Consider the following 13,927-nt stretch of genomic DNA (forward strand, 5'->3'; position numbering starts at 1 on the left):
CGTCCCCGCCCTCACAGGGGGCAACGGTCAGTGTTTGCGCCCGAAATCGGGGGCCGCATCATCCTGACCCTGCTCGATGATCGAACGGCGGATCGCCCGCGTCCGCGTGAACCAGTCTTCGAGCCGGTCGCCGTCGCCGCGGCGGATCGCCTGCTGGAGCGCCGTCAGATCCTCGTTGAAGCGCTGCAGCGTCGCGAGCACTGCATCGCGGTTGGCAAGGAACACGTCGCGCCACATCACCGGGTCGCTCGCCGCGATGCGCGTGAAATCGCGAAAACCGCCCGCCGAATATTTGATGACCTCGCTCTCGGTCACTTCCTCGAGCTCGCTGGCGGTGCCGACGATCGTATAGGCGATGAGGTGCGGCAGATGGCTTGTCACCGCCAGCACCATGTCGTGATGCGCCGCGTCCATCGTCTCGACCTTCGCGCCGAGCGCCTGCCACATTCCCGTCACCGCGGCGACCGCATCGGCGGGCGCGTCCGGCGCCGGGGTGACGATGCACCAGCGTCCGTCGAACAGCGTCGCAAAGCCCGCGGCCGGGCCGCTGTTCTCGGTCCCCGCGACCGGGTGGGCGGGCACCACGACATGATCGGGCAGAGCGGCGCGCAGCGCGGCGCCGACCCCCGCCTTCGACGACCCGACGTCCGAAATGATTGCATGCGCGGACAGGCCCGGCGCGATCGCCGCGGCGGCCTCCGCCATGCGCCCGACGGGTACCGCCAGAATCACCAGGTCGGCGCTCTCTACTGCCACCGCCGCATCGTCGCTCACCGCATCGCAGAAGCCGAGTGCGCGCGCCTCGGCGCGGACATCAGGATCGGCATCGTGGCCGGTTACCGCCAAATCGGGCAGCTTCGCCTTGATCGCGCGCGCCACCGACGATCCGATCAGGCCCAGCCCGACGATCGCAACCCGCCCGATCGCGCGCGCCATGCCAGTCAGCCCGCGGCGATCGCGGCGCGGATCGCCGCCGCGAGCCCGCGCGTCTCGTCTTCGGTGCCGATCGTCATGCGCAGCGCCTCAGGGATACCCTGTCCAGGCAGCCAGCGGACGATATAGCCCGCCTCCATCAGCCGGTTGTAGACCGTCTCGGCACTGATCGCGCCTTCGAACAGCACGAGCAGGAAATTGGTCGCCGACGGGACGATACGCAGCCCGTGGTTACCCAGGCTTTCGATCTCGCCCGCCAGCCAGGCGCGCCATTTCGCATTATGCGCGCGGCTGCGCGCGACGAAATCATCATCGGCCAGCGCCGCGACCGCCGCCGCCTGTCCGGCGCGCGTGACGTTGAAGGGCAGGCGGATACGGTGCAGCGCCGAAATCACCTCGGCGCTCGCATAGCCCCAGCCGATCCGCTCGGCCGCCAGCCCGTGGATCTTCGAAAAAGTGCGCGTGATGAACACATTGGGCGCGCTTTTCGCCAGTTCGAGGCCGCCATCATCCTGATCGGCATCCAGATATTCGGCATAGGCCTGGTCGATCACGAACAGCACGTCGCCGGGCAGGCCGGCGTGGATGCGCGCAACCTCTTCCTTCGTTGCGAGCGTTCCGGTCGGATTGTTCGGATTGGCGAGATAGACGACGCGGGTCTTGCCGGTCACCGCGGCGAGCAGCGCATCGACATCGGTCGCATAGTCGCGGTCCTCGGCTTCCACCGGCACCGCGCCGACCCGCCGGGCCGCGATTTCATAGACTGCAAAGCCGTAGCGGACATACAGGATTTCGTCGCCTTCGCCGGCATAGACGCCCGCCGCGAGGTGAAGCAGTTCGTCCGACCCGTTGCCGCAGATAACGCGCGCCGGATCGAGCCCGAACTTCGCCGCGATCGCCGCGCGCAGCACGTCGGCGCCCGGATCGGGATAGCGCGAGAGCGCGTCGGCGGCCGCCTGAGACGCCCGGAAGGCTTCGCGCGCCTTGTCGCCGGTGCCGAGCGGATTTTCGTTCGCCGAAAGCTTGATCAGCGGCCGGCCGTCAGCGCCCGCCGACTTGCCGGGCACATAGGGAGCGATGCCGCTGATCCACGGCTTGGGGGCGAGGGTTTTGCTGTCACCGGTCATGCGGCGCCGTTTAGCGGCTGTGCGCGCCGAGTCCAGTACGTTGACAGCCTTCGCGCACCGGCCTAGCGCCCCGGAAAGCATGGCGAGCCTCCTCCATCAGATCCGGCACCAGAGCGTGACGATCGACCGGCCCCTGCCGCTCGACAGCGGTCAGGCGTTGCCGTCGGTGACGATCGCCTATCAAAGCTATGGCACGCTCGATGCCGACCGGTCGAACGCGGTGCTCGTCTGCCACGCACTGACCGGCGACCAATATGTCGCGAGTGACCACCCGGCGACGGGCAAGCCGGGCTGGTGGGCGCGCATGGTCGGTCCCGGCAAGCCCGTCGATACCGACCGCTATTTCGTCCTCTGCGCCAACGTCCTCGGCAGCTGCATGGGGACGAGCGGTCCGGCGACGCCCGATGCGGCCACCGGCGCACCACTCGGCATGGCTTTTCCTGTCATCACTATCGCCGACATGGTGCGCGCGCAGGCTATGCTGCTCGACCATCTGGGGATTGCGCGGCTGCATGCCGTCATCGGCGGATCGATGGGCGGAATGCAGACGCTCGGCTGGGCTGCGGCCTATCCCGAACGGCTGGCGTCGGCGGTCGTTATCGCAAGCGCCGCGCGCCATTCGGCACAGAATATCGCCTTTCACGAGGTGGGGCGGCAGGCGATCATGGCCGATCCCGACTGGCAGGACGGCCAATATTACGGCAGCGACCGCGCCCCGACCAAAGGGCTGTCGGTCGCGCGCATGGCGGCGCACATCACCTATTTGTCCGAAGCCGGGTTGACCGAAAAATTCGGCCGCCGGCTGCAGGCACGCGATGCCAAGAGCTTCGGCTTCGACGCCGATTTCCAGGTCGAATCCTATCTGCGCCATCAGGGGCTGGCCTTTACCGACCGCTTCGATGCCAATGCCTATCTCTACATCACGCGCGCGATGGACTATTTCGACCTTGCCGAACCGCATGACGGGCGCCTCGCAGGCGCATTTGCCAAGGCGCGCGACGTGCGCTTCACGCTCGTCAGCTTCGATACCGACTGGCTCTATCCGACCAGCGAATCGCGCCGCGTCGTCCAGGCGCTGCAAAGCGTCGGCGCGGCGGCAAGCTTCGTCGAACTGTCGGCACCGTTCGGCCACGACAGCTTCCTGCTCGACGTCCCGGCGCTCGACCGCCTCGTCGCCGGTGCGTTGCGGAACGGCGGCTGAGCATGGCGCTGCGTCCCGACCTTGCGATCATCGCCGGCGCGGTCCCCGCGGCCACCCGCGTCCTCGACGTCGGCTGCGGCGACGGCGACCTGATCGCGGCGCTCCGCGACAAGGGCGTCGATGCCCGCGGACTCGAAATCGATGCCGCCAATGTCACCGCGGCGATCGCGCGCGGCCAATCGGTGGTCCAGGGCGACGCAAACCACGACCTTGCCGACTATCCCGACGATGCGTTCGACTATGCGATCCTGTCGCAGACACTGCAGACGACCGAGCGCCCCGACCGCGTCATTGCCGAGCTGCTGCGCATCGCCCCGCGCGCCTTCGTCAGCTTTCCCAATTTCGCGCATTGGCGCGTGCGGCTCGCGCTCTTGTGGAACGGGCGGATGCCGGTGACGCGCCTGCTGCCCGTCGCATGGTATGAAACGCCGAACATCCACCATGTCACCGTCGCCGATTTTCGCGACTTGGTGCGCGCGCGTGGGATCGGCGTCGAGGCGGCCTGGTATCTATCGGGCGACAAGCCGACCAGCGCCGCTGCCGCAACCTGGCGCGCTGAACATGCGATCTTCCTGATTTCGCGCGGCTGAGTCGCAAGGCGCGGCGTCAAGAAGTCCGGAACATTTGCTCTATTCCGCAGTCGATGCCTTGTGGCGCGCCATATGGGGTATGAAATCCACCTTTCCGATGAGCAAACCCGCATTGCGCAGCAAGGCATAGGCCATCGTAACATGAAAGTAGAAGTTCGGAAGGATCCAGTCGCGGATGTCTTCCTCCGCCGACATCAGGAAACGAACGCCATTGGGCAAGGTCAGATCGACGAGGGCATCGGCGTCGGCCCATTCGGCGGGGCCGGTCTGTTCGACCAGCAAGCGAATCGCGGAAATTCGCTGGCGCACCTCGGCGAGCGATTTGTAGGCCACCTCTTCGAGCGGTAGCGCTTGTCCGCCTACTTGATTGAGCGCCAACACCACCTGATTGAGGGCAACGCGGAACTGCAGTTCGAGCGGAAACATGTCATCAGTCAATTTGTCCGCGAGCACCTCATCCGTCATTCCGGCATCGATGGCTTTGGCGACGAGATGATCGAGCGTGCCCAGCATATTGGCGAAGGTCATCCGGGCGGATTGCGCGTAAGTCATGATGATCCTTTATGGCGGGCGGTGCCTGACGCTAGAACATCGGCGCGGGCCGTTAATCGCAACGCCCGGCAATGTCATCCTTTTCGGCTAATATCGCCGTCGCCGTCCGCATCAATCCTTCCTCCTGAGCCCGTTCGCCAGCATGTCGTTGGCGATCCGGGCGACGTCGGCGATGTCGGCGCTTTCGTCCCACAGACCGTAGCGCATGCCCAGAAAGACGTTCATGCCGGCGATGGCCCAGGCATTGACCTCGCCCGCATCGGCGCGGATTTCGCCGCGCGCTGCGCCATTTTCCAGGCGCTGGCGCATGCGTTCGACCGTTGTTTCATAGTGGCGGCGATAGCTGGCATAATCGACGAATTCGGCCTCGTCGATGATGCGATAGATTTCCTTATGCTCGCGCACGAAGCGGAGGAAGGATTCAAGGCCGACGCGTTCGGCGGCGATTTCGTCGGGCGCCGCCTGCACCAGCGGGGTGACATGGTCGCGGAGTTGCTCGCTCATATAGCGGACGAGCGCCTGGAAGATTTCCTCTTTCGAATCGAAGTAGGTGTAGAAACTGCCCAGCGCGGTTCCGGCGCGGCGCGTGATGCCGCTGATCGATGCGTCGTGAAACCCGCGCTCGCCGAATTCGATCGCCGCGGCGTCGAGCAGCTTGCGCAGCGTGCGCCGCCCGCGTTCGGTGCGCGGCGCCTTGTCGGGATTGCCCGGCGCCGCCGCATCGACGGGACCTGCGCCCCCTTCGCCCGGCGGTGCCGATGATCGCGGCTGATCCATCTTGTGCCTTCCCTCTCCGCCCCGAATGTCCGGCGGCCCCCTTGCGTGGCCTTTTTGCATCACCGGAGGGCAAAATATAGCCTTCACAACTTCCAAGTTGAAACTTGGTTCAGGTTTCATTATTGGGTGCGGCGCGGCTTGGCAAGGACCGGCCCAAAAAAACGCAAAGGGTGACGAGGGGTCACCCGTCACATGGGAGACACATCATGCGTTCCTTCGCTCGCCCGCTGCGTCGTGCCGTTCTGGCCTCGACCGCGCTCTCGATGATCGCTTTCACCCCTGCTGCCTTCGCTCAGGACGAAGGCGCCAGCTCCGCCGACGACAGCGCCGAGATCATCGTCACCGCCCGCCGGCGCGACGAACGGCTGATCGACGTTCCCGTCGCGGTCACCGCCATTTCGGGCGAAGCGCTTGAAACCCGCGGCGCGATCGACATCACCGATGTCGCGAACATGACGCCGAACACCACGCTCGAGAATTCGCGTGGGACCAATTCGACGCTCACCGCCTTCATCCGCGGCGTCGGTCAGCAGGATCCGGTCCCCGGCTTCGAAGCGGGTATCGGCATCTACCTTGACGACGTCTATCTCAACCGCCCGCAGGCGGCGGTGCTCGACATCTACGACGTCGAGCGGATCGAGGTGCTGCGCGGTCCGCAGGGAACGCTCTATGGCCGCAACACCATCGGCGGCGCGGTCAAATATGTGACGCGCGCGCTCAACCCCGATTCGCCCGAGCTGCGCATCCGCGGCACCTATGGCAGCTATAATCAGGCCGATCTGGTCGTCACCGCCAGCGTGCCGATCAACGACATGCTGCGCGTCGGCGGGTCGGTTGCGCGCCTGTCGCGCGGCGGTTTCGGCGACAATCTCAACATCCCCGGCCTCGAAAACTACAACAAGGATGTGTGGGCCGGCCGCGGCACGCTGGAATTCGGCGGCAATGGCGCGCCGGTGCTTATCCGCATCTCGGGCGACTATACCCACGACAAATCATCGCCGCGCAACGGCCATCGCCTGATCCCGGGCCTCTTCTCAGGCGCGCCGGTGCTCGACAATGTCTACGACACCCGCGCCGGGCTCAACGATCCGAAACAGGACGTCCGGGCCTATGGCCTGGCGATGAATGTCACGGCAAATCTCACCGACACGCTGACGCTGCGTTCGATCAGTGCGTGGCGCAAGGACCGCAGCTTCACCCCGATCGACTTCGACTCGCTGCCGTCGGTCGACGTCGACGTGCCTGCGGTCTACCGCAACGAGCAAATCAGCCAGGAATTCCAGCTGCTCTATGAAGGCGACAAGCTGAAAGGTCTCCTGGGCTTCTATTATCTCGATGCGCAGGCCGCGACGTCGTTCGACGTGTTGCTCGGCCTGACGGGCGCCGCGCTGCCGCCAGCGTTCGGCGGGCCGTTGCCCGGCCTCAACGGCTATACTGCGGGCGACGTGCGGACCAAGACCTGGTCGGTGTTCGGCGATTTCACCTATGACTTCACCGATCAGCTCAGCCTGTCGGTCGGCGGTCGCTACACGAGCGACAATCGCAACGCCTTTGTCTACAAGGCGAACCGCATCACCGGCCTGTCGCCGGAGTTCGGCGGCACGCTGACTCCGATCGCCATCGCGGTGGCGACCAATTTCCGCGGCGAGCGCACCTTCAAGGAATTCACCCCGCGCGCCTCACTGAGCTTCAAGCCCAATGCGGACAATATGATCTATGCCTCCTATTCGAAGGGCTTCAAGGGCGGTGGTTTCGATCCGCGCGGTTCGGGCACCTCGGCACCGATCAGCAATCCGTCGGCGGGCCGCACCTATGACGATATCTACAACTTCCTCGCCTTCGACCCCGAAAAGGTCGACAGCTATGAAATCGGCTACAAGGGATCGCTGCTCGATCGCCGCCTGACGCTGAGCCTCGCCGGTTTCTACATGGACTATAAGGATGTGCAGATTCCGGGGTCGGTCGGCTGCCTCGTCGGCGGGGTGCAGAGCTTCTGCGGCATCACCACCAACGCCGCCAAGGCGCGCCTCCAGGGGGTCGAGGCCGAAACCAATGCAGTGCTCGCGCGCGATTTTGCCGGCGCCGGTTCGGCCATCCGCTTCAACGGATCGCTCGGCTATATCGACGCCAAGTACAAGCGCTTCATCGGCCCCACCGGCACCGATGTCTCGAATATCCGGACCTTCCAGAACACGCCGAAATGGACGGTGTCGGGCACGCTCGCCGCGGGCATTCCGGCGATGGGCGGCAATATCGACGCATCGACGACGCTGTCCTATCGCAGCCTGACGCACCAGTTCGAAGTGCCGATCCCCGCGCTCGACCAGCCGGGCTACACGCTGTGGGATGCCAGCCTCGTCTGGACCGCCGACAGCGGCAATTATTCGATCGGCCTCCACGGCAAAAATCTGGCCGACAAGCGCTATATCACGTCGGGCTACAATTATCAGAATGCGGCGGGCGCCTCGACGCTCGGCCTCGAAGGCATTTTGACCGCCTTCTACGGCAACCCGCGTCAGGTCTTCGTCACCGGCACGGTCAAATTCTGACCTGCCGACGAACAGCCAAAAAAAAACGGAAAGGGGCGCCCGCTGCGGCGCCCCTTTTTTTGGGTCGCTGCGTCGCGGCTCGGCGGATCAGGGCAGCGGCGGCGCGCCGGTGGCGGCAACCATGCGTTCGTCATCGATCACGATCGGACTCGCCACGCCGTCGATAAAGGCGCCGTCGGGCCGGATGCGCATGCCGCGAGCCATGACCTGCGGATCGGCGAACACCGCCGCCAGATCGTTGATCGGCCCCGCCGGAACGCCCTCGGCTTCGAGCGCGAGCGACAGCGGCTGCGCGTCCCAGGTCGCGATCCTTGCGGCGAGCAGCGGAATGAGCGCGGCGCGATTGGCGAGCCGCGCCGCATTGGTCACGAAGCGCGGATCTTCTGCCCATTCGGGCGCGCCCAAAATCGCGCACAGCTTGCGATACTGGCTGTCATTGCCCACCGCGATGACGAGCTGGCCGTCAGCGGTCGCAAACAGCTGATAGGGCACGACATTGACATGCGCATTGCCCATCCGCTTGGGCGCGATGCCGCTCGCCAGATAATTGGCGGCCTGATTGGCGAGCACCGCGACCTGGCTGTCGAGCAGCGCCATATCGACATGCGCGCCAGCCCCGGTGGCGTCACGACGCCGCAGCGCCGCCAATATGCCGACGGTCGCATACATGCCGGTGAAGATGTCGGCATAGGCGATCCCCGCCTTTTGTGGCGGCCCGTCCGGTTCACCGGTCAGCGACATGAAGCCGCTCATCGCCTGGACGATGAAATCATAACCGGCGCGGTGCGCATAAGGGCCTGTCTGGCCGAAGCCGGTGATCGAACAGACGATCAGACGCGGGAAATCGGCGCGCAGCGTCGCAGGGTCGAGCCCATATTTGACGAGTCCGCCAACCTTGTAATTTTCAATGACGACATCGGCTTCGGCGATCAGTGCGCGCACCGCCGCCTGCCCCTCGGCGGTCGCGATGTCGACAGCGACGCTGCGCTTGCCGCGATTGCAGCTGTGATAATAAGCGGCGCCCAGATTTTCGCCCGCCGCGCCGGTGACGAAGGGCGGCCCCCATTGGCGCGTATCGTCGCCAGCGCCGGGGCGCTCGACCTTCACCACCTCGGCGCCAAGGTCAGCGAGCAGCTGCCCGCTCCACGGCCCCGCGAGGACGCGCGCCAGTTCGACGACGCGCAGTCCCTCGAGGGGCTTGGCCACCGGCGCTGGCGACGATGCCTCAGGCAAAGGCGCTGATGCCGGTGATCGCGCGGCCGAGGATCAGCGCATGGACGTCATGCGTGCCTTCATAGGTGTTGACGGTTTCCAGATTCACCGCGTGGCGGATCACATGATAGTCGGCCGAGATGCCGTTGCCGCCGTGCATGTCGCGCGCCACCCGTGCGATATCGAGCGCCTTGCCGCAATTGTTGCGCTTGAGGAAGCTGATCATGTCGGGCGCGAGATGCCCTTCGTCGATCAGCCGTCCGACGCGCAGCGCCGCCTGGGTGCCGAGCGCGATTTCGGTGAGCATATTGGCAAGCTTGAGCTGGACGATCTGGTTCGCCGCCAGCGGGCGCCCGAACTGCTTGCGCTCGAGCGTATAATTGCGCGCCGCCTCATAGCAGAATTCGGCCGCGCCCATCGCGCCCCAGCCGATGCCGTACCGCGCGCGGTTGAGGCAGCCGAACGGCCCCTTCAGCCCCGAGACATGCGGCAACAGCGCGTCTTCGCCGACTTCGACCCCGTCCATCACGATCTCGCCGGTGATCGACGCGCGCAAGCTGACCTTGCCCTCGATCTTCGGAGCCGACAGGCCCTTCATGCCCTTTTCGAGGATGAAGCCGCGGATCGCGCCGTCGTGCGCGTCGGACTTCGCCCACACGACGAAGACGTCGGCGATCGGCGAATTGGTGATCCACATCTTCGCGCCCTTGATCCGGTATCCGCCCGCGATCTTTTCGGCGCGCGTGCGCATCCCGGCGGGGTCGCTGCCGGCGTCGGGTTCGGTCAGGCCGAAGCAGCCGACAAGCTCGCCCGAGGCGAGGCCGGGCAGGAAGCGCATCTTCTGCTCTTCGCTGCCATAGGCATTGATCGGGTGCATCACGAGCGAGCTTTGCACCGAACAGGCCGAACGATAGCCCGAATCGACGCGCTCGACTTCGCGCGCGATCAGGCCGTAGCTCACATAATTGAGCCCCGCGCCGCCATATTTGGGGTCGATCGTCGCGCCGAGCAGGCCGAGCGCGCCCATTTCCGACATGATCTCGCGGTCGAAGCGTTCGTCGAGAAAAGCCGAGGTGACGCGGGGCAACAGCTCGCCGGTCGCATAGGCGCGCGCCGCATCGCGGACCATCCGCTCCTCTTCCGAAAGCTGCGCGTCGAGCGCGAGAGGATCGAACGGGTCGAGCGCTTCGATGCGCTGCGGATCGGCGAGGGCCATGGGTCAGCTTTCTTCAAAAGCGCGGACCCGTCGATACAGGCCCGCTCAGGAGGTCGGATCGCCCGGCTTGCGGGCCATCGCGGCGGTCGGTCCGTCGCGCGGCTCCAATATCGCCGCGGTCTCGATCAGGTCAAGCGCGCGCCGCGCCTCATGATAGCGGCGCGCCGCGATCAGCCAGTCCTTCGCTTCGGCGGCGCCGGGCATCGCCTGCACCTCCTCGATCGCCTTGTCGACCTGCCCGCCCGCCAGATAGCGGCGCGCGCGATCGAGCCGTTCGGATGCACGCGGCGACTGGGTGCCCGCCTGACGCACGACGAACAATTCGCTGACCTCGCGGCGCAGGCCGGTCCAGAAGCTGCCGCCGCCGTCGCTGCGACCGACGAGTTCGGGCGCCAGCGCGTCGAGTTCGGCGCGCAACTGCTCCAGCGTCACCGGATCGCGCGACGTATCGATGATCGTCTTGACCGCATTGGGCTGGTCGTCGCCGAAGCGCAGGCGCAGCTGCGCCTCGAGATAGCCGAGCGGCAGCCCGCGATCGAGCGCGCGGCGCACCGCGAAGGCGACCAGCAGCCCTTCGGCGCGCGAGGCATTGCCCGACGCCGACGCCGCTTCGAGATTGAGGCGCGACAGCCGCTGTTCCAGCTCGGCCACGCGCGCCGCCAGCGCGTTCGCGCCATCGACCGGCGCGACGACCAGCGCCGGCTGCCCGCTCTGCCCCGCATCGGGTGCGGCTCCGGCGGGCGCCGCGGGCGGCGCGGTGCCGGTCGCGGGGACATCGGCGACCTTGGCGACCGGCGGCACATCCTTGCCGGTCAGCAGCCGGCTCATCGCCCAGCCGCCGCCGACGATCCCGACCACGAGCAGCGCGAGCGCCGCAATTATCAACGTCCGGAACGATAGCCCCCTGCCGCGGACGCCATCGTCCATACGCACGGGTTTGTCGTTTTCGATTGCCATATTATTCTTTCGCACGACCCTGTCTGGGGCTCTTGTGGCACAAAGCGCGGGCCTGTGCCACCATCGCCGCATCGTCGGGCCGGTCGGCAAGCGCGATCGCCTGCCAATCCCCCCCGGCCCTTGCTGCCACAGCGGGGCTTATCGCGACAAGCGTCAAATGCCCGCGTTGCCCTTCGGTCAGCGCCGCGATCCGGTCCGCACCGCGCCCCGAATGGGCGAGCAGCACCGCCGGCGCAGCGATCAGCGCGGCCCAATCGGCGGGCGGCTCGACGGGATCGACCGCATAGCAGGGCAGCGGGGTCAACGCAGCATCGCGCGCCGCCAGCGCGCTATAATCGCGGCCACAAAGCCACAGGATATGGCGATAATTTCTGGACGTCATGCCATCAAGAAGCTGTTGGCCATCGCGCGTACCGACCTCCACGACGCGCAGGCCCGCCGCTTCCGCGGCTGCAGCGCTCGCGGCGCCCACGGCATGAACGGGCAACGCGGCAAGGGCCTGCAAACCGGGTCCGGCCAGCCGCATCGCCTGCGCGCTCGTGACAAGCAGTGCGTCGAAACCCGCGGGATCGGGCAGGATCCAGTCGATCGCGCGCGCAGCGAACAGTGGCATACTGCGCGCGTCGAGCCCCAGCGCCTGCGCCCGCGCCACCGTCGCCGCGCCGCCGGGGTCGGCGCGCGTCACGAGTAGCGGCAGCGATTCGGTCATGCCGCGAACAGGCGCCGCACCGATTCGGGCGCCTCGACCAGCAGACGCCGCGCCAGCGCTTCGGCCGCGGCCGGATCGGGCACCAGCGTCTCGCCGATCGCATGGTCGGCGCCATCTTCGGAATAGATTTCGGCATCGAGGCGCAGCGTCCCGTCGGCCAGCCAGCGCGCATAGGCCGCGACCGGCGACCGACAATCGCCGCCGAGCGCAGCCAGAAACGCGCGTTCGGCCGCAACCGCGCGGTGGGTGGGTTCGTGATCGACCCCGCGCAGCAGCCCCCGCGTGACCGCATCGTCGGCGCGGCATTCGATACCGATCGCGCCCTGCGACGCGGCGGGCAAGAGTATCTCCGCCGGCTGCACGGTTCCGACCGCATGCATGCCAAGCCGTTCGAGCCCCGCCGCGGCGAGCAGAGTCGCATCGACCTCCCCCGCCGCCAGCTTGCCGAGCCGCGTCGCGACATTGCCGCGCAGCAGCGTCGTTTCGAGGTCAGGACGCAGGCGGCGGACCTGCGCGGCGCGGCGCGGGCTGCTCGTACCCAGCCGCGCGCCGTGCGGCAGGTCGGCGATCGCCGCACCCGCGATCCCGTCGCGAACCACCAGCCGGTCGCGCGGGTCGGCGCGCTCGAGCATGGCGCCGAGCGCGAAGCGCGGATCACGCAGCGTCTCGACATCCTTCAGACTGTGCACGGCGATGTCGATCCGCCCACCGTCGAGCGCCGCGTCGAGCTCGCGCGTCCACAGCGCCTTACCGCCTACCTCGGCGAGCGCGCGGTCCTGGATCTTGTCGCCGGTGGCGGTCATCGGAACGATTTCGATCGCCTCGGGCGCGATGCCATAGGCGGCGATCAGCGCCGCGGCGGCCATATTGGCCTGCGCCATTGCCAGCGGCGAGGCGCGCGTACCGAGGCGGAGCGGGCGGTCGGGCGTGGGAAGCGGAATCGATGCCATGCGCGCCTGCTAGGGCTTCGGCGCGCGAAAGAAAAGGTGGCGCACGGCCTCGCAGGGACTCGATCGTCCGCCGCTTGCCCCCGCCCCCCTGGCACGGGTAAGGGGGCGCAACATTATGTCTCTCATCCTTGGCCTCGAATCGAGCTGCGACGAAACCGCGGCAGCGCTCGTCACCGACGACCGGCGCATCCTCGCGCATCGGGTCGCGGGGCAGGAGGCCGAGCATAGGCCCTATGGCGGGGTCGTTCCCGAAATCGCGGCGCGCGCGCATGTCGACCGCCTCGCCCCGATCGTCGAAGGCGTGCTCGCCGATGCCGGGGTGACGCTCGCCGATGTCGATGCCATCGCCGCGACCGCCGGCCCCGGGCTGATCGGCGGCGTCATGGTCGGGCTGGTCACCGGCAAGGCGCTCGCCCATGCCGCGGGCAAGCCGCTGATCGCGATCAACCATCTCGAAGGCCATGCGCTCAGCCCGCGGCTCGCCGACCCCGACCTTCGCTTTCCCTATCTGCTGCTGCTCGTCTCCGGCGGGCACTGCCAGCTTCTGCTCGTGCGCGGTGTCGACGATTATCGGCGGCTTGCCACCACGATCGACGACGCCGCGGGCGAGGCCTTCGACAAGACCGCAAAGCTGCTCGGGCTCGGCTATCCGGGCGGTCCGGCGGTCGAACGGCTTGCGGCCGACGGCGATCCGCATGCGGTGCCGCTCCCCCGCCCGCTGGTCGGTAGCGCCGAACCGCATTTCTCCTTCGCCGGTCTCAAGAGCGCCGTGGCGCGCGCGGTCGCATCGGGCGCGCACCGTCCCGCAGACGTAGCCGCGTCTTTCCAGCAAGCGGTCGTCGACTGCCTGATCGATCGCAGCCGCATCGCACTCGCCGCCTGCCCCGAAGCGACCGCCTTTGTCGTCGCGGGCGGCGTCGCTGCCAATGGGGCGATCCGCGCCGCGCTCACGGGCCTCGCCGCCGCGTTCGACAAATCCTTCGTCGCGCCGCCGCTGTGGCTCTGCACCGACAATGGCGCGATGATCGCCTGGGCGGGCGTCGAGCGTTTCGCCGCGGGGCTCAGCGACCCGCTCGACACTGCGGCGCGGCCGCGCTGGCCGCTCGATCCCGCCGCCGAAGCGGTGCGCGGCGCCGGGGTAAAGGCATGACGCA

General features: G+C 67.2%; 13 protein-coding genes. 4 read left to right on the top strand and 9 right to left on the bottom strand.

Annotation, left to right across the window (positions count from 1 at the left end):
• Window positions 1-27: 27 nt before the first annotated feature.
• Together L0963_RS15065 and hisC are read right to left on the bottom strand one after the other, a co-directional pair.
• Window positions 28-936: a prephenate/arogenate dehydrogenase family protein gene (locus L0963_RS15065; RefSeq protein ID WP_234180402.1), complete on the bottom strand. Its 909-nt coding sequence runs from the start codon at window positions 934-936 to the stop codon at window positions 28-30.
• 5 nt (window positions 937-941) lie between these two features.
• Window positions 942-2,060: a histidinol-phosphate transaminase gene (gene hisC / locus L0963_RS15070; protein ID WP_234180404.1), complete on the bottom strand. Its 1,119-nt coding sequence runs from the start codon at window positions 2,058-2,060 to the stop codon at window positions 942-944.
• A gap of 79 nt (window positions 2,061-2,139) precedes the next feature.
• Here hisC and metX point away from each other — a divergent pair, with 79 nt between their 5' ends.
• Both metX and metW read left to right on the top strand, forming a co-directional pair.
• Window positions 2,140-3,261, top strand: a complete 1,122-nt coding sequence (gene metX, locus L0963_RS15075) for a homoserine O-acetyltransferase MetX (RefSeq protein WP_062901342.1) — start codon at window positions 2,140-2,142, stop codon at window positions 3,259-3,261.
• A gap of 2 nt (window positions 3,262-3,263) precedes the next feature.
• Window positions 3,264-3,851, top strand: coding sequence for a methionine biosynthesis protein MetW (gene metW / locus L0963_RS15080; RefSeq protein WP_086457899.1), 588 nt, complete (start codon window positions 3,264-3,266; stop codon window positions 3,849-3,851).
• Window positions 3,852-3,890: 39 nt separating this feature from the next.
• Here the strand turns inward: metW and L0963_RS15085 are convergent, their stop codons facing one another.
• Both L0963_RS15085 and L0963_RS15090 read right to left on the bottom strand, forming a co-directional pair.
• Entirely contained in the window at window positions 3,891-4,403 is a 513-nt protein-coding gene (locus L0963_RS15085) for a DUF1993 family protein (protein ID WP_234180406.1), read from the bottom strand.
• 111 nt (window positions 4,404-4,514) lie between these two features.
• On the bottom strand, window positions 4,515-5,180 hold the full coding sequence (locus tag L0963_RS15090; protein ID WP_234180408.1) for a TetR/AcrR family transcriptional regulator: 666 nt from the start codon (window positions 5,178-5,180) through the stop codon (window positions 4,515-4,517).
• A gap of 206 nt (window positions 5,181-5,386) precedes the next feature.
• Here L0963_RS15090 and L0963_RS15095 point away from each other — a divergent pair, with 206 nt between their 5' ends.
• Window positions 5,387-7,729: a TonB-dependent receptor gene (locus L0963_RS15095; protein ID WP_217372915.1), complete on the top strand. Its 2,343-nt coding sequence runs from the start codon at window positions 5,387-5,389 to the stop codon at window positions 7,727-7,729.
• A gap of 87 nt (window positions 7,730-7,816) precedes the next feature.
• On the opposite strand, the gene L0963_RS15100 is transcribed toward L0963_RS15095, so the two are convergent.
• From L0963_RS15100 to hemC, 5 genes are read right to left on the bottom strand one after another with little or no spacing between them, the layout of a single operon-like run.
• Window positions 7,817-8,935 (bottom strand): CaiB/BaiF CoA transferase family protein, encoded by a 1,119-nt coding sequence (locus tag L0963_RS15100; protein WP_234180410.1) that lies wholly within the window; start codon window positions 8,933-8,935, stop codon window positions 7,817-7,819.
• A 19-nt stretch (window positions 8,936-8,954) separates the two neighbouring features.
• Entirely contained in the window at window positions 8,955-10,157 is a 1,203-nt protein-coding gene (locus L0963_RS15105) for an acyl-CoA dehydrogenase (protein ID WP_062901348.1), read from the bottom strand.
• 45 nt (window positions 10,158-10,202) lie between these two features.
• Window positions 10,203-11,114 carry a mitofilin family membrane protein gene (locus L0963_RS15110; protein ID WP_234180412.1) on the bottom strand — a complete coding sequence of 304 codons (912 nt, stop codon included), beginning with the start codon at window positions 11,112-11,114 and terminating at the stop codon, window positions 10,203-10,205.
• A 1-nt stretch (window position 11,115) separates the two neighbouring features.
• The gene (locus L0963_RS15115; RefSeq protein ID WP_234180414.1) at window positions 11,116-11,823 is read right to left on the bottom strand and encodes a uroporphyrinogen-III synthase; all 708 of its coding nucleotides are present in this window, start codon (window positions 11,821-11,823) and stop codon (window positions 11,116-11,118) included.
• Window positions 11,820-12,773, bottom strand: a complete 954-nt coding sequence (gene hemC / locus L0963_RS15120) for a hydroxymethylbilane synthase (protein WP_234180416.1) — start codon at window positions 12,771-12,773, stop codon at window positions 11,820-11,822. Before hemC ends, L0963_RS15115 begins: the two co-directional genes overlap by 4 nt.
• Before the next feature lie 115 nt (window positions 12,774-12,888).
• Here hemC and tsaD point away from each other — a divergent pair, with 115 nt between their 5' ends.
• Window positions 12,889-13,923: a tRNA (adenosine(37)-N6)-threonylcarbamoyltransferase complex transferase subunit TsaD gene (gene tsaD, locus L0963_RS15125; RefSeq protein WP_234180417.1), complete on the top strand. Its 1,035-nt coding sequence runs from the start codon at window positions 12,889-12,891 to the stop codon at window positions 13,921-13,923.
• Window positions 13,924-13,927: the final 4 nt, after the last annotated feature.

The organism is Sphingopyxis sp. NFH-91, from assembly GCF_021401285.1.
Classification (GTDB): Bacteria; Pseudomonadota; Alphaproteobacteria; order Sphingomonadales; family Sphingomonadaceae; genus Sphingopyxis; species Sphingopyxis terrae_A.

Bases quoted from the DNA above. Each gene is read 5' to 3' on its own strand.
- L0963_RS15065 (WP_234180402.1), bottom strand. From the start codon at position 936: ATGGCGCGCGCGATCGGGCGGGTTGCGATCGTCGGGCTGGGCCTGATC.
- hisC (WP_234180404.1), bottom strand. From the start codon at position 2,060: ATGACCGGTGACAGCAAAACCCTCGCCCCCAAGCCGTGGATCAGCGGC.
- metX (WP_062901342.1), top strand. From the start codon at position 2,140: ATGGCGAGCCTCCTCCATCAGATCCGGCACCAGAGCGTGACGATCGAC.
- metW (WP_086457899.1), top strand. From the start codon at position 3,264: ATGGCGCTGCGTCCCGACCTTGCGATCATCGCCGGCGCGGTCCCCGCG.
- L0963_RS15085 (WP_234180406.1), bottom strand. From the start codon at position 4,403: ATGACTTACGCGCAATCCGCCCGGATGACCTTCGCCAATATGCTGGGC.
- L0963_RS15090 (WP_234180408.1), bottom strand. From the start codon at position 5,180: ATGGATCAGCCGCGATCATCGGCACCGCCGGGCGAAGGGGGCGCAGGT.
- L0963_RS15095 (WP_217372915.1), top strand. From the start codon at position 5,387: ATGCGTTCCTTCGCTCGCCCGCTGCGTCGTGCCGTTCTGGCCTCGACC.
- L0963_RS15105 (WP_062901348.1), bottom strand. From the start codon at position 10,157: ATGGCCCTCGCCGATCCGCAGCGCATCGAAGCGCTCGACCCGTTCGAT.
- L0963_RS15110 (WP_234180412.1), bottom strand. From the start codon at position 11,114: ATGGCAATCGAAAACGACAAACCCGTGCGTATGGACGATGGCGTCCGC.
- L0963_RS15115 (WP_234180414.1), bottom strand. From the start codon at position 11,823: ATGACCGAATCGCTGCCGCTACTCGTGACGCGCGCCGACCCCGGCGGC.
- hemC (WP_234180416.1), bottom strand. From the start codon at position 12,773: ATGGCATCGATTCCGCTTCCCACGCCCGACCGCCCGCTCCGCCTCGGT.
- tsaD (WP_234180417.1), top strand. From the start codon at position 12,889: ATGTCTCTCATCCTTGGCCTCGAATCGAGCTGCGACGAAACCGCGGCA.